The organism is Robertmurraya phoenicis (assembly GCF_047302285.1).
Lineage (GTDB): Bacteria > Bacillota > Bacilli > Bacillales > Cytobacillaceae > Robertmurraya.
The window spans coordinates 3,436,337-3,451,362 of record NZ_CP154845.1 but is presented as its reverse complement, the minus strand read 5'-3'; the positions used below and the strand labels follow the sequence as shown (position 1 = coordinate 3,451,362).

Here is a 15,026-nt window from a genome sequence, read left to right as displayed (position 1 = left end):
TCCTGTGCTATTGTATAATATAACGCACGTATGTATAATATATTTTATCAATTTCGAAGGTTTTATGCAACAGAATGGGGAGCAGGAGGTTGGAATCATGTCTGAAATGGCGTTAAATAAATCGGGAACTGAATTCCGCAGGGGCTTTCAAGCAGGGGTTACGATTGCAATTGGTTATTTTCCAGTAGCTTTAACTTTTGGCTTATTAGCGAAAACGACAGGGCTATCGCTTGGCGAGACACTTTTAATGAGTTTGGTCGTTTATGCAGGAGCGGCACAATACATATCTCTTAGTCTATTGACTTTAGGAACTGGTACATTTGAAATTGTTTTAACAACGTTTATTGTGAATATCCGCCATTTTTTGATGGCTGCTTCCTTAAATGAAAAAAGTGAAGAGGAGCCACCATTGATAAAAGCGGGCTATGCTTTTGGGATTACTGATGAGACGTTCTCAGTTGCTGCTGTAAAAGAAGGTACTGTTTCAGCTGGCTACATGTTTGGTCTCAACATGATCGCCTATTTAAGTTGGGGTGTTTTTTCTGGGGTGGGCTATATCGTAGGATCAAGCTTACCAAAAACGTTTCAAGAAGGAATGTCGGTCGCTCTTTACGCAATGTTCGTCGGACTGTTAGTACCATCTATGAAGAAGGGAATGAAAGTGGTTTATTTAGCTGTTTTAGCCGCTCTATTTAATACTGTTTTTACCGTCACAAATGCTTTATCGACAGGCTGGGCGATTGTTGTCGCAACCCTTCTCTCTGCGGTCATAGTAGAATGGCTTGTATTTGTTAAGGGAAAAGAAAGGGGGATGGAGAATGAAAAGTGAAATCGTATGGATGATTATTGGCATGGGAGTTGTCACTTTCATTCCGAGGATGCTGCCATTTGTTCTTTTTCGTGGGAAGGAGTTGCCTGAATTTCTTCAAAGTGTTTTAAGAAACGTCCCTTATGCAACATTAGGAGCACTGATTTTCCCTGGAATCCTTTTTATACAAGAGGACATTTGGTATGGAGTGCTGGGAGCGGCTGTGGCGTTTGGGATTGCCTTCCTCGGTGCTAACGTGATTGTCGTCGTCTTAGGTTCGATTGCTGTTCTATCACTATATTCTTTATTTTTTTAGGCTGAAAAATGTTCTTCCTTTACATGCTGTTTAGCGTATGATTTGAAAATTTTGAGATGATAATAGGAAAGTCTCGGTTCTAAATGTTATTTTTACTACTAAAATGATAATAGAGAGGTTGTACCAATAACGGTTAAACAACGTGAAGGGGGAGTGTCATGGCGAGAAAAATTGGTCTATATGGAATCATTGCCTATATTCTCTATGGACTGTTTTTTTATTGGTATTTATTCTATTTTGCTGATGCGAGCTTGCCATTTGAATATGAAGGGACAAAAGCGGATCCGGCGACATTTTTAAATGGACGAGAGCTCATGTTGAGCGAAGAATATTCGAAAATAAGGAACTTATTATTTTTCTTGAGCACACCTTTTGAATGGCTCTTTTATTTATTTGTTCTTTTGGCAGGACTTTCTGGTGCCTTTAAGAAATGGGCAGGACAGTCTTCAAAGTATAAGGTTGTTCAGACCGCCATCTATACGATTTGGTTAACTTTTTTGGCCTTTGTAGCTACTTTTCCATTAAGTTATATTAGCTATTCTTTATCAAAATCGTATAATATTTCAACCCAATCATTTTCATCATGGATGAAGGACGAGCTGATTGATTTCTGGATTAATTTTGGAACGATGTTCATCATTGTTGCCGTTCTTTATTGGCTCATGAAAAAAAGTCAAAAGAGATGGTGGCTGTATGCATGGTTATTGTCGGTTCCTTTTACTCTTTTTATGATGTTCCTACAGCCTGTCGTGATTGATCCTTTATATAATGATTTTTATCCACTAAAGGATAAAGAGTTAGAACAGAAAATTTTAGAGCTTGCGAGTGAGGCAAATATTCCTTCAGAGCATGTATTTGAAGTGAATATGGCGGAAAAGACGAATGCATTAAATGCATATGTGACTGGAATTGGTTCTAATTCTCGTATTGTTCTATGGGATACAACCTTAAATCGCTTAAACGATGAGCAAATTTTATTTATAATGGCTCATGAAATGGCCCATTATGTGGAAAAGCATCTCTATATCGGGATAGCAGGGTACATGCTTTTATCATTACTAGGTTTGTATTTGGTCCATCGTCTCATGCATTTGGTTGTGAACAGATGGGGAGAGGCATTGAAAATTCCTGCAGTGCATGACATTCGCTCTTTCCCACTTTTTCTTATGCTGTTGTCGATGCTGATGTTCGTATCAAGTCCATTTTCAAATCTTGTTTCCAGGTATCAGGAGACGAGGGCCGATCGCTACGCTATTGAAATGACTGGAAATTCAGAGGCGGCGATCGAAACTTTTCAGGAATTAAGCAGGGCAGGGCTTAGCCAAGTGAATCCGCCGCTGTTAGTGAAAATCTTCCGCTACGGCCATCCAACGATGCTCGAGCGAATTACGATGATTGAAGAGTATGAGATTAAGAAGCGGAATCAGAGCGAGGATTAAAGAATGGGGCTGTCCGAATTGGCGTGTTTATTCGGACAGCCTTTTGAAGTAAGAAGCTCGTCCAGTCCGAATCCCGCTTTTATTCGGACAGTCTCAGCATTTTAGTAGCTCGGAGAGTCCAAATTCGCACGCTCTTTTTGATTTGAAAACAAAAGTATTCCCCGCTAGTTTTAGCGGGGAGGCTACATAAATATTAAGTTCCGAACCTTTGGTTGAGCTCTATATACTGTGTGGAGAGCTTCAGGAAGGTTTTTTTATCTTTCTTGTCAATAGCCTGATCGATTTGTAAGGACAATTTTTCCTTCTCAGATTTTAACAATGCTTCAGATAAAATCATATCGACGTATAAGTTTAACATGAATGCTTCCTTTGCCCTTTTGGGATTCATTGCACCGGATTTCATTAACTCTGTATAAGATTTTTCTTTCATCGAAATCACCTCTGATGCCTTTTTGATATTATATAGGATTTCTGTATAGTTATCAACAGAATTTTTTTAAAATTTAGAAAAATAATTCGTATAGGGAATTATGACTAATTTTTGAACATTTTGGAAATTTATAGAAAAGGCATGAAATGAAGGTTATGATGAAAATGGATAGGCTGTTTGCACTGTAACTCTACTGCTAAGATAGGAATTAGGGCCCGGTTCCGACCTTAGCATATCGTATAGTGCACAGAAATTTAATTGAAGGAGATGAAATAATGGAAAATGAAAGGTTAATTATTGAGGAGTATGAAATCAATTCTTCCACTGCTATTGTGATGCCAATGGAATACGGGACGAAAATCTTTTCGAGAGTTTACGAGCTTGAGGAGGAAACGATTTCTCCATTTAAACCATTTGATCTTGTAAAAGAAAGCTGTTATGGTTTTGGATCTAATTACGAAGGAAGGAAAGCAGCAACTAAGAAACTCATCGGGGCCACTCATAAAGTCCCCATAGCGATTTCCCCACTTATCTACCTTTTCCCAACAGCATCGCCTGAAAATCCTCAATGTGCATGGGTAGCACACGACCATGTTCTTGATTACAAAAAAGGAAAAATTAACGGTACAACGATTGTTAAGTTTCAAAACAATCGCTATATCCCCATCCATATTTCAACGCGTTCTTTTGAAAATCAGTTAATTCGTACGATGATGTTAAAGTCAAAGCTTTCAAAAAACGATGATGAATTAATTCCAAGAGCTGTTTATGCGAACAAGTTACGAAAGCAGCGAGCTGCTGCCGAAGATTCTGAACAGTATGACTGGTAAGTTGCACTATACTAAATACTGAGATGCGTCAAATAGAACTCTAGCAGTTCTTGAACTTTGTTACGAATTCTCGGGTTGAAATAATTATGTTGCTCCTCATAGCCTTTGTAGAGAAACGTATACATAGTGAACGCCTCATCTCTTTTTAATTCAAATACTTTTAGATTGTTTTGTTTCATATATTTTTTTACTTGCGCTAATTCTGTTTGGATGGTCTTCATCGATTTTTCAATGAGATTTAAATAAGGCTGTTTAAGCTTAAATGGAGTTTGATTCACAATCGTTAAATCTCGATTTAAAATGGTGAGGACCATGGGCAAGTATATCGCCTTTTCAATGATATCCCGATCTTCTTCAGGGATTCTAGTCATAATCAATCACCCTTCTCAAACGTATGTTCGTATATATTTTATATAAAGTATATGCATTTGGCAAGAACATATGTACGAATCTGATTTATTTTTATAATTTGTAAAAAAATGAAGATAAAAAGAAGGAGTATTTATTTCAATTATCGAAATAAATATAAGATTGAAATATGGAGGGGATTAAAATGTCGAAAAGGTATTTAAAAGCGGAAGACTTATACGAATTGAAATCAGCTGCAGACCCACGCTTGAGCACAAATGGAAAAGATCTTGTATACGTGGAGACAAGCATTTCAGAAGAAAAAGATGAGTATGTATCTAATCTTTTTTACATAAATGTAGAAGAAAAAAAAGCTCCTGTTCAGTGGACTTATGGAGATTATCGCAATCATTCGCCGCGCTGGTCACCTACTGAGGACGGGCTTGCCTTTGTTTCAAATCGTAGCGGGAAAAATCAAATTTATGTCATACATGTAAATGGGGGAGAAGCACGTCAAATGACCGATTCTATTTATGGTGCATCCAATCCGGTCTGGTCATCTGATGGAAAGAAAATCGCCTTCAACGTATCTTTGACTACAGATGAAAAATTAGAAGATGGGGAAAAGAAGGAAGAAAAAAAATTAGTCCCACTTGAAGTGGATAAAATGAAATATAAATCAGATTCTGCTGGTTTTTGGAACGGAAAATACTCACAAATTGCGATTGTAGATGTTGAGACTGGGAAAGTCGAACTAGTAACAGAAGGAAAGCGCGATTATCATCTACAAGGCTGGTCACCAGATGGGAAGTCGTTAGCGGTATCAGCTGACTTCAGCGAGAATTTAGATTTCTCCTTTGTAAATGATGTATTCTTACTCGATTTACAAACGAAGGAATTTGAAAAAATTACACCAAGCACGGGTTATTTCGGTGGGGTCACATGGTCTCCAAATGGAAAATATATCGGTCTTCTTGGTCATGAACGAGAATTTGAGAATGCAACATTAATGAAAATTTGGGTTTATGATACAGAACAAAAGGAACTAACTTGCCTCACTGCGGAATCGGATTTATTAATTGGTGATTTCGCAATTGGAGATTTTCAACAGGGGGCTGTTTCACCAGGATTGCTTTGGGCAGAAGATAATGAGAGCTTCTATTTCCTAGCATCTGATCATGGAAATACCGTCGTTTATTATGGCTCCTTAAAAGGTGAGATGTATCCTGCATTATTGGACAATCAGCATGTCTACGGGTTAACAACTGGCGGGGCATTAAATCAAGCGGTTGTGGCGATTAGTAAGCCGACATTACAAGGTGAATTATTCTTATTGGATGTTCCAACAGGTGAACTTACCCCATTAACGAATGTAAATAACGAGTATGCCAATGAAGTAACATTAGCAGAAGTAGAAGAAATTGAATTCAAATCGAAGGATGATTGGGAGCTACACGGTTGGTTAATGAAGCCTGCTCATTTTGAGGAAGGAAAGAAATATCCACTTATTCTTGAAATTCATGGTGGACCACATGCAATGTACGCCAATTCCTACTTCCACGAATTTCAAACGCTAGCGGCAGAAGGATACGCCGTTCTGTTTATTAATCCAAGAGGAAGCCATGGTTACGGGCAAAAATTTGTTGATGCCGTACGTGGAGATTATGGTGGAAGAGATTACGCAGATTTAATGGAAGCAGTCGATTATGCGTTAGAAAAATATGATTTTATTGATGAAAATCGATTAGGGGTAACAGGTGGAAGTTATGGTGGCTTCATGACAAACTGGATTGTTGGCCATACAAATCGCTTCAAAGCAGCAGTCACCCAACGTTCGATTTCCAATTGGATTAGCTTTTATGGGGTCAGCGATATCGGTTACTATTTCAATGCATGGCAGATAAAGAGTGAGCTTGAAGATGTAGAAACATTATGGAAGCATTCCCCACTTGCATACATTGGCAACGTAGAAACACCGCTTCTCATTTTGCATAGTGAAAAAGATTTCCGTTGTCCAATTGAACAAGCTGAACAACTATATATTGCTTTAAAACATCGTAAGAAGGAAACAAAATTTGTTCGCTTCCCAGAATCTAATCATGAACTTTCTCGAAGTGGAAAACCAAGTTTAAGAATTGCTCGATTAAATTACATTTTAAATTGGTTTAAAGAGTATATTAAATAAAGAAGAGCCATTTAACCGCAAAGCTTCATGTTTTGCGGTTCTTTCATTCTCTTGATCGATTCTTGCAACCATCCTTACCAATTAAAATAGAAAAAAATACCGATTTTTGATACTCTTAAATAAAGACGGTAGAGGAGTATTGTCTCTCTCGAAAAGACATATTTATAATTATGAAACTTCTTAGGAAAAAAGAATGTCTAATATAGTAGAAATTTGCAGATTGGTTAGGAGTATATTAGATGAGATATGAAAAACAAAGGCAAAAGAAAAAAAGAAAATGGAAGGTCCTGCTCTTGATCCTCTTTTTATGTATTGCAGCGCCACTTGGGTACACATATTTTCAATACCAACAAGGAGTGTCCCAGTCTTCAGAAAAGGCCGAGGGGAATCCGATTTTACAAGAGGAGTACGAGTTTAATGGGGAACAGGATCAATACGGTGGAACGAATGTCCTTTTACTAGGGAGTGATTCTCGTGGGGAAGAACAAGCTCGAACAGACACGATTATGATTGCTAGATACCATCCAGATAAAGGGACATATAAGCTAATATCGGTGATGAGAGATTCTTTTGTTGATATACCTGGGTATCGACAAAATAGAATAAATACAGCGTTTGCCCTTGGAGGCCCAGAACTACTTAGGGAAACACTAAAAGAGAACTTTGACATAGATATTCAATACTATGCGATTGTAGATTTTGAAGGATTTGTTCAGCTCATAGATCAAGCATTTCCAACTGGAGTCGAGGTCGATGTTGAAAAGAAAATGTCTCATAATATTGGCGTGACCCTTCAACCTGGACTGCAGAGCTTAGATGGAGAGCATCTACTGGGTTATGTTCGCTTTCGCCATGATGCTATAGGGGATTTTGGAAGAGTCGAGCGCCAGCAAAAAGTAGTCAAAGAAATTGGTTCACAGCTTACAAGCATCCAAACAATTGCCAAGCTTCCAAAATTGATTGGGGTCGTCACACCGTTTATCAATACGAACATGGATACAGGAGATATGCTATATATTGGAAAAGATTTCCTATCTAAAGAGAATCGCAACATTGATTCTCTTACAATTCCAGTGGATAAAGCATGGGAAAATGCTACCATTAAAGGAGCAGAAGTATTATCTATCGATATAGAAAAGAATAAAGAAGCAATTCACGAATTCCTTGCAGAATAAAAAGGGAGATACTTAATGGACGTCGAAGTATTAAAAGAATGGATTACATTAGAAAATATTATGGAAATCATTGAAGAGTACCGTTCCTTTGGACCGATACCAGGGATTTTACTACCAATGGTTGAAGCGTTTTTACCTTTCTTACCATTAGTTCTATTTGTTATGGCAAATGCCAATGCTTTTGGTTTGTGGTTTGGATTCCTGTTCTCATGGATAGGAGCATCAGTTGGGGCCTATCTTGTTTTTCTGTTAATAAGGCGTTTTGGACAGAAACGATTCTTTGCTTTTTTGAAGAGAAATCCAAAGGTGCAAAAGCTAACCGCATGGGTGGAAAGGCACGGTTTTGGCCCACTATTCTTGTTACTATGTTTTCCTTTTACACCATCAGCAGTTGTGAATATCGTCGCTGGTCTATCGAAAATAAGCATTTATCAATACATGCTTGCTGTACTTACGGGGAAAATGGTAATGGTTTTTATGATCAGCTTTGTCGGTCATGATATCCGCTCCCTTATTACTCAGCCGATAAGAACCGCGATAGTAGGAGTTGTTATTTTTATTCTTTGGCTAGTTGGAAAACAAATAGAGATTCGCTTAAACAATGGCGTTAAAAAGGAAAGACAACACTCATAAGAAAGTTTAAACAATGGGATGGGGGAGTTCGCTTTGTTAGAGGATGTGAAAAAAGAAGGGTTAGAATGGGTCAAAGCAATTGGGATCGGCTTAATTATTTTTGTTTTCATTCGAGCTTTTTTCTTTTCGAATTATGTCGTGGAAGGGGAATCCATGATGCCAACTCTCCAAGATGGAAATAAGTTGATTGTGAATAAAATCGGCTTTCAAATTGAAGATTTAGAACGATTTGATGTCATTGTTTTTCATGCTAACAAGGAAGAAGACTTTGTAAAACGGATCATTGGTTTACCAGGAGATACGTTAGAGTATAAGGATGATCAGCTTTATGTGAACGGGAAAAAGGTAGATGAACCGTATTTAGATAAATATCGCTATCAAGGGTTAACAAGAAGACTTACAGAAGATTTTACGTTACTTGAAAAAACAGGTGAAGAAGTTGTGCCAGAAGGAAAGCTATTCGTGTTAGGGGATAATCGTTTAGGAAGTTGGGACAGTCGCCAATTCGGATTTATTTCAGTTGAGCAAGTGGTAGGAAAGGTGAATTTACGCTATTGGCCGCTTGATCATATGGGGATATCCTTCTAAATTCTTAAGACTCGAGATATTTCGAGTCTTTTTTTTGCCGTGATATGATAAACTAAATGATAGAACTTTCAGAAAAATACGGAAGGGGGAGAGTAGAATGGAGAAGCAAGTACCAGTGATGACAACAAAGCTAGTGCCACCAAAGTATAGGGATGAATCTCTTCGGAGAGCAAAGCTGAACAAGAAAAATGAAAACGATTACAAAATATCCATTAACGCTTGTGCATGCAGGAGCAGGATACGGTAAAAGTACTGCATTGGCGCTGTTTGTGAGCGATGAAAAGGCATCTTGCTGTTGGTATTCTATCACCTCTTCTGATGATGATATTATCACGTTTTTAACGTATATGGTGGCAACTATTCAGAAAGAATTTCCTCTTTTTGGTGAGGAATTAAAGGGATATATGAATGATATGAATCCCTATGTACGCGAGCATGAAATTACCCATTTATGTACGCTATTTATAAATGAAATTGTACATATAGCTGATGAATTGACCCTCATCCTTGATGACTTTCACCAGATTGAGCATTCCTATAATGTCAATCACTGGATGGAAAAATTATTAGAGCATATACCAGAAAATCTACATATAGTTGCCTCAAGTAGAAGCAAGCCAATTTGGAAGCCGCTCAAGAAAATGAAGGTCAGTCAGCAATTATTAGAAATAACAAAGGATGATCTTGTTTTAACAAAAGCAGAAGTAGAGCTCTTATTAAATGAACTATACGAAATTGAGCTCGACGAGGAACAAGTGGAAGAAATATTTCTCCTCACGGAAGGGTGGGTGATTGCGCTCGGAATGTTTGCCCAGCAACTCTTGGACCAAACGGGAATGGAGAAGGTATTTAAGAAAACATTACTAACCTCTGACGATTTGTTTCATTACTTAGCATTGGAAGTCTTTGAAAAGCAACCACCTATGATTCAACAATTTCTAGAGCAAACAAGTGTACTGGAGGAAATTAATGAGGCCATTTGCGAGGAAGTATTAGGTGTTACTGGAGCAGAAGAAATGTTAAAGCAGATCCATGAACGCAACTTATTCATCCATAAATTAGGAGAAGAACAATTTCGTTATCATGCCCTTTTTAAAGAATTTTTGGAAGGACAATTGCGACTACACCAGCCGCGGAACTTTATTCTGATACATGAGAGATGTGCTCGCTATTTTGAGCAAAGAGGACGATGGGAACGGGCAGTCGGTCATTACGAAATGATCGGAAACTTTGAGGCGATGGCTGCTCTCTTGAATGATTATGGGGTAAGACTACTTGAAAGTGGGAAACTGGAAAGCTTACATGAACGGTTAATGAAAATGAGTCATGAATTGAAGGAACGCTATTATAAATTATGGTTTTTACAGGGAGAAGTGGAAAGATATCGCTCTTTGTATGAGGAAGCTGCGTCATCATATGAGCATGCAATAAATATGGCGGAAAAACGAGGCGATTGGTTAGAAAAAAGTAAGGCTTTAGAAGGGAAGGCGAAAATTTATCTTGATACGATTCAACCTTACAACGCGGAACGATTATTGTATCAAGCGATTGAAATTCGTGAGCAAAGTGATATAAGTACAGAAGAGGAAACACAAAGGCTTTATCAATTGCTAGCGGAAAATCTGATTAATTCGGGGAAAGCGGCGAAAGCTGAAAAATGGTTGAAGCGCGCTTACGCATTTAATGATCGAGGAGTAGATGGAAATCTCGAAGCTAGGCTGTATTTGCGAACAGGAAGACTTGAAAAAGCGCGAAAGACATTATTATCAAAGCAAAAGCTAGAAATGAAACATACATTACCTCAATCTCATCGGGAGACTGATTTACTTTTATCACTAATAGAGGCTTTTAGGGGAAATGGAGAGGAAGCGAAAAGGCTTTCACAAATAGGGATTCAGCAAGGCATTGAAATTCAATCCCCTTTTGTAGAAGCATGTGGATGGATTCGAATGGGTCATGCTGTACAGCTCCTCCATAAATATGATGTTAAGTTAGCAAAAAAATGCTATGAAACAGCTTTGGAGATTATGGATCAAATTCATGTAGAGAGAGGAAAAGCGGAGCCATTAATGGGTTTGTGCCTTTTATACGGAAGTAAAGGTGAGTATGAACGGGCGATTGAAGTGGGGGAGGCTGCTTTGCTTGAAACAGAGCGGGTAGAGGATCTCTGGTTATCTTCTTTAATTACGATGAGCATGGGCATTGCATCCGTTTATAATGAAAGATTTAAAGAAGCGTTTGGGTACTTGCAGAAGGCAGAGAAAATGCTAGAGTCCTGTCAAGACGAATATGGAAAAATGCTTGTCTATTTTTGGCAGGCATATACTTTCTTTTCTAGGCAAAAGATTGAAACTTATAAAAAATACATGCTCCAATTCTTGAAAAGTATTCAATTGGGAAACTATGAGTTTTTCTTTCATTCTCGGAGTATTTTCGGTCCGAGAGATTTACAGGTCTTTGCCCCATTGTTAATTGAGTCCTATAAGGAAGGGCTTTCGACTAGCTATGTTGGAAAGTTACTGCAAGAAATGGGGTTAACACAGCTAGATTCTCATCCTGGATATACGTTGAGAGTTGAGACTCTAGGTCAATTTAAGGTCTGGCTTGGCGATAGAGAGGTACAGGAACGAGATTGGCAGAGAGGAAAAGCAAAGGAACTTTTTCAGTTTTTTATTACGGAGTACAAGTATATGTTTACAAAAGAAGAACTTTTTCAAATGCTTTGGACTAATCAGAGTGAGAAAGGAGCAGCAAGAGATTTCAAGGTTGCCTTAAATGCTTTGCATAATGCTTTAGAACCAAATCGAAAAGCTAGAGCAACGCCATTTTTTGTCATAAGAGAGGGTTCCACTTATGGAATTAACGCCAATGCACATCTGGAACTTGACACGATAGAATTTGAAGAATGGGTCAATCATGGATTGGATGAGAATGAGGATCGAGAGAAGGCCATTTCTTGTCTTGAGAAAGGACTGCAACGATATAAGGGAGACTTTTTACATGACAGAGTATTTGATGATTGGTGTCTGAATGAAAGGGAGAGACTGCTCGTCCTCTTTCTAAGAGGAGCGGAAAAGCTAGCCCAATTATATGTTCGAAAGGAAGATTATAGCAAGGCAATTTTTTGGTGTGAACGAATCCTTGAAAAGGATCGAACGTGGGAGGAAGCGTATAGATTATTAATGTTTTGTTATTACCGAAAAAATAATCGTCCTTTCGCCATGAAGTGGTATCAGAAATGCTCAGAAATATTAGAAGAGGAATTAGGAGTCACTCCGCTAGAACCGACGCAGCATATGTATGAAATGATTTTAGAGGCGCAAGAAAATATTCATCCTATTTGAACAGCCCGAGGGGGTTGTTTTTTTTAATAAGTGATTTTGACTGTAACTCGGTTGTAACCACCTTTCTTTATGATGGTTCTAAGGCTTGAGTAGCTTTTAACTTTGAAAAAGATGAAGGGGGAAGAGTGAAGGTGAAAACGTTCAAAAAGAATTTATTGTTTGTATTATTTGTAGCCCTATTTATCATGCTCATCAGTGCTTGTAGTGGGACATCAGAGAATGCTGGGAACGAGGAACAAGATGAAGGAAATACAGATACGGAAGAAACGCAAGCGAAGGAAGCGATAAAAATAGGTGTTCTCGCTTCGCAAACAGGTGGTCTGGAGTCATATGGACTTCAAACAGTAAGAGGATTTGAATTGGGATTAGAGTATGCAACAGAAGGAACGATGGAAGTAGCTGGTCGCAAAATTGAATATATCGTGGAGGATACAGAAACAAAACCAGAGGTAGCTGTTCAAAAAGCAACAAAGTTATTGGAAGAAGATGGCGTAGATTTCTTAGTTGGTTCATCGAGTTCGGGAGATACGTTAGCTGTACTTCCACTTGCAGAGGAATATGAAAAGATTATGATTGTAGAGCCAGCGGCGGCAGATAGTATTACCGGTTCTGAATATAATGATTACATTTTCCGTACCGCTCGTAACTCATCACAAGATGCGGTAGCAGGTGCCGCTGCTATTGCTGGTGAAGGTGTAAAAATTGCTACATTTGCTCCTGACTATTCATTTGGATGGGATGGAGTCGCAGCTTTTAAAGAAGCAGCAGAAAAATTAGGAGCAGAAATTGTGCATGAGGAATATGCGGACCCTTCGGCTACTGATTTCACTTCTAATATTCAAAAGATTATTGATGTCAAACCAGATTATGTATTTGTTGTTTGGGCGGGGGCGAATTCTCCGTGGAATCAAATTGCCGATATGAAGGTTCAAGAAAAAGGGATTAAAATTTCAACGGGAGCACCAGATATTCCTGCGTTAGCCACAATGGAACCACTCGTTGGGATGGAGGGCTTTACTGTTTATTATCATGACCTACCAAAGAATGAAATAAATGACTGGCTCGTTGAAGAGCATAAAGCTCGTTTTAATGGAGAAGTTCCAGACCTGTTCACACCTGGAGGAATGACGGCAGCTATTGCAATCGTTGAAGCATTAAAGAAGACAGACGGCGCTGCCGATGCAGACACATTGATTGAGACGATGGAAGGGATGAGCTTTGACACACCAAAAGGAGCGATGACTTTCCGTCAAGAGGATCATCAAGCACTACAAGCATTATATGCGATCAAACTCGAGAAGAAAGAGGGAGTGCCGTATCCTGTCCCGGTACTTATACGTGAGTTAAGTCCAGAAGAAACGGCTCCTCCAATCAGAAATTAATTCAGGGAACCCTGGGCTTCGGTAATTTACCGAGGCTCTTTTCACAAGGAATGGAAAAATCGTTTCGGAATAGTAAGGAGGAAGTGGAATGGAAGCTTTAATTGAAACAAAGGAATTAACGATTGCGTTTGGAGGGCATGTAGCAGTCGAGCACGTCGATATATCAGTGCCTGCCAACCAATTTAAATCTATCATTGGTCCAAATGGAGCGGGCAAAACAACTTTCTTCAATTTATTAAGCGGTCAGCTTACTCCAACAGAGGGAGAGATTTTCTTTCGAGGGGAAAAGATTACAAAGCTTTCACCGACCGAAAGAACCCGTAAAGGCATCGGAAGATCATTTCAAATTACCAATGTATTCCCGAACTTAACCGTACTTGAAAATGTTCGTTTAGCGGTTCAATCGCAGGCAGGCATTCGCTATCAAATGCTGACCCATTTTAAAAAATATCGGAAAGTAGAAGAAAAAGCATTAGAGTGGCTTGAACTGGTTCTGTTAGATGATAAGAAAGAAATGCTTGCGAGCAATTTAGCCCATGGTGAGAAAAGAAAATTGGAAATTGCGATGCTCCTTGCCTTAAATACAGAGGTCCTTTTATTAGATGAGCCTACCGCAGGCATGTCCTTGGAAGAAGTCCCGGCGATCTTAGATATGATTCGTCGAATTAAAGAAAAAGGAGATCGAACGATTCTATTAATCGAGCACAAGATGGATATGATTCTAGATTTGTCTGACACGGTGATGGTGTTATTTAATGGTCGATTACTAGCTGATGGAACACCAGCTGAAATCATGGAAAATGAAATGGTGCAATCAGCTTACTTAGGAGGGATTCACTCTTGAGTATTCAATTAAAGTTGGATGAAGTCGAAACACATATTGGCCAGTTTCATATTTTACAAGGCATTTCTTTAGAAGTTCGTCGCGGGGAGGTAACGGTTTTACTTGGCAGAAATGGGGCTGGTAAGACGACAACGTTAAGAACCATTATGGGACTGAATCCTGCCTCAAAAGGAATGATTTCATTTAACGGTGAAGAGATTCAATCACTTCCCACGTATACGGTTGCCCAAAAGGGAATTGGTTACGTGCCTGAGGACCAAGGCATATTTGGAGAATTATCGGTTGAAGAAAATATGAAGGTAGCTATGAAAAAAGAAAGTGATCGCACGAATGAGCGTTTGCACTATATTTTAGATTTATTTCCTGATTTAAAAACATTTTGGAAAAAGCCAGGTGGTCTTTTAAGTGGTGGACAGAAACAAATGCTTTCCATCGCTAGAGCCTATGTGAATGATAATGAACTGCTTCTCATTGATGAACCGAGTAAGGGCTTAGCACCAATTGTCGTTGAAAAAGTGATGGAATCGATTGTAGAAATGAAGGATAAAACAACAATTGTCCTCGTAGAGCAAAACTTTATGATGGCCAGTACCATAGGTGATTGTTTTTACATTATTGATGACGGACGTACAGTTCATGATGGAGCAATGCAGGTGCTCAAAGATGATGATGACTTGAGAAGAAAGTATTTGGGAATTGCGTAG

The 15,026-nt window shown here is 38.7% G+C and carries 14 protein-coding genes; 12 read left to right on the top strand and 2 right to left on the bottom strand.

The features are described 5' to 3' along the window. Window positions 1–97 precede the first annotated feature (97 nt). The 3 genes from AA0X71_RS17180 (at window position 98) to AA0X71_RS17170 (ending at window position 2,563) form a co-directional block, all read left to right on the top strand. Window positions 98–829, top strand: coding sequence for an AzlC family ABC transporter permease (locus AA0X71_RS17180; RefSeq protein WP_413356528.1), 732 nt, complete (start codon window positions 98–100; stop codon window positions 827–829). Beyond that, window positions 819–1,124, top strand: coding sequence for an AzlD domain-containing protein (locus tag AA0X71_RS17175; RefSeq protein WP_413356527.1), 306 nt, complete (start codon window positions 819–821; stop codon window positions 1,122–1,124). Before AA0X71_RS17180 ends, AA0X71_RS17175 begins: the two co-directional genes overlap by 11 nt. A gap of 158 nt (window positions 1,125–1,282) precedes the next feature. Beyond that, window positions 1,283–2,563, top strand: coding sequence for a M48 family metallopeptidase (locus AA0X71_RS17170; RefSeq protein WP_413356526.1), 1,281 nt, complete (start codon window positions 1,283–1,285; stop codon window positions 2,561–2,563). Between the two features lie 193 nt (window positions 2,564–2,756). Here the strand turns inward: AA0X71_RS17170 and AA0X71_RS17165 are convergent, their stop codons facing one another. Beyond that, window positions 2,757–2,993 (bottom strand): IDEAL domain-containing protein, encoded by a 237-nt coding sequence (locus AA0X71_RS17165; protein WP_413356525.1) that lies wholly within the window; start codon window positions 2,991–2,993, stop codon window positions 2,757–2,759. A 275-nt stretch (window positions 2,994–3,268) separates the two neighbouring features. Between AA0X71_RS17165 and AA0X71_RS17160 the strand changes: the two genes are divergently transcribed. Continuing rightward, window positions 3,269–3,823: a competence protein ComK gene (locus AA0X71_RS17160; RefSeq protein ID WP_413356524.1), complete on the top strand. Its 555-nt coding sequence runs from the start codon at window positions 3,269–3,271 to the stop codon at window positions 3,821–3,823. 11 nt (window positions 3,824–3,834) lie between these two features. Here AA0X71_RS17160 and AA0X71_RS17155 read toward each other — a convergent pair whose 3' ends face one another. Then, entirely contained in the window at window positions 3,835–4,194 is a 360-nt protein-coding gene (locus AA0X71_RS17155) for a hypothetical protein (RefSeq protein ID WP_413356523.1), read from the bottom strand. Window positions 4,195–4,376: 182 nt separating this feature from the next. Between AA0X71_RS17155 and AA0X71_RS17150 the strand changes: the two genes are divergently transcribed. From AA0X71_RS17150 to AA0X71_RS17115, 8 genes are all read left to right on the top strand, one after another. Continuing rightward, entirely contained in the window at window positions 4,377–6,356 is a 1,980-nt protein-coding gene (locus tag AA0X71_RS17150; RefSeq protein WP_413356522.1) for a S9 family peptidase, read from the top strand. Between the two features lie 239 nt (window positions 6,357–6,595). Continuing rightward, on the top strand, window positions 6,596–7,531 hold the full coding sequence (locus tag AA0X71_RS17145; protein WP_413356521.1) for an LCP family protein: 936 nt from the start codon (window positions 6,596–6,598) through the stop codon (window positions 7,529–7,531). Window positions 7,532–7,546: 15 nt separating this feature from the next. Continuing rightward, a complete protein-coding gene (locus tag AA0X71_RS17140; RefSeq protein ID WP_413356520.1) occupies window positions 7,547–8,164 on the top strand; it encodes a TVP38/TMEM64 family protein in 618 nt (205 codons plus the stop codon). Between the two features lie 33 nt (window positions 8,165–8,197). Further along, window positions 8,198–8,752 carry a signal peptidase I gene (lepB, locus tag AA0X71_RS17135; protein ID WP_413356519.1) on the top strand — a complete coding sequence of 185 codons (555 nt, stop codon included), beginning with the start codon at window positions 8,198–8,200 and terminating at the stop codon, window positions 8,750–8,752. 188 nt (window positions 8,753–8,940) lie between these two features. Next, window positions 8,941–12,096: a BTAD domain-containing putative transcriptional regulator gene (locus AA0X71_RS17130; protein ID WP_413356518.1), complete on the top strand. Its 3,156-nt coding sequence runs from the start codon at window positions 8,941–8,943 to the stop codon at window positions 12,094–12,096. A 131-nt stretch (window positions 12,097–12,227) separates the two neighbouring features. Next, a complete protein-coding gene (locus tag AA0X71_RS17125; protein ID WP_413356517.1) occupies window positions 12,228–13,478 on the top strand; it encodes a substrate-binding domain-containing protein in 1,251 nt (416 codons plus the stop codon). 88 nt (window positions 13,479–13,566) lie between these two features. After that, window positions 13,567–14,322, top strand: a complete 756-nt coding sequence (locus AA0X71_RS17120; RefSeq protein WP_413356516.1) for an ABC transporter ATP-binding protein — start codon at window positions 13,567–13,569, stop codon at window positions 14,320–14,322. Then, a complete protein-coding gene (locus AA0X71_RS17115) occupies window positions 14,319–15,026 on the top strand; it encodes an ABC transporter ATP-binding protein (protein WP_413356515.1) in 708 nt (235 codons plus the stop codon). Before AA0X71_RS17120 ends, AA0X71_RS17115 begins: the two co-directional genes overlap by 4 nt.

Coding starts and splice junctions, on each gene's coding strand:
- AA0X71_RS17180 (WP_413356528.1), top strand. CDS start 98: ATGTCTGAAATGGCGTTAAATAAATCGGGAACTGAATTCCGCAGGGGC.
- AA0X71_RS17130 (WP_413356518.1), top strand. CDS start 8,941: ATGAAAACGATTACAAAATATCCATTAACGCTTGTGCATGCAGGAGCA.
- AA0X71_RS17175 (WP_413356527.1), top strand. CDS start 819: ATGAAAAGTGAAATCGTATGGATGATTATTGGCATGGGAGTTGTCACT.
- AA0X71_RS17165 (WP_413356525.1), bottom strand. CDS start 2,993: ATGAAAGAAAAATCTTATACAGAGTTAATGAAATCCGGTGCAATGAAT.
- AA0X71_RS17170 (WP_413356526.1), top strand. CDS start 1,283: ATGGCGAGAAAAATTGGTCTATATGGAATCATTGCCTATATTCTCTAT.
- AA0X71_RS17120 (WP_413356516.1), top strand. CDS start 13,567: ATGGAAGCTTTAATTGAAACAAAGGAATTAACGATTGCGTTTGGAGGG.
- AA0X71_RS17145 (WP_413356521.1), top strand. CDS start 6,596: ATGAGATATGAAAAACAAAGGCAAAAGAAAAAAAGAAAATGGAAGGTC.
- AA0X71_RS17160 (WP_413356524.1), top strand. CDS start 3,269: ATGGAAAATGAAAGGTTAATTATTGAGGAGTATGAAATCAATTCTTCC.
- AA0X71_RS17150 (WP_413356522.1), top strand. CDS start 4,377: ATGTCGAAAAGGTATTTAAAAGCGGAAGACTTATACGAATTGAAATCA.
- AA0X71_RS17155 (WP_413356523.1), bottom strand. CDS start 4,194: ATGACTAGAATCCCTGAAGAAGATCGGGATATCATTGAAAAGGCGATA.
- AA0X71_RS17140 (WP_413356520.1), top strand. CDS start 7,547: ATGGACGTCGAAGTATTAAAAGAATGGATTACATTAGAAAATATTATG.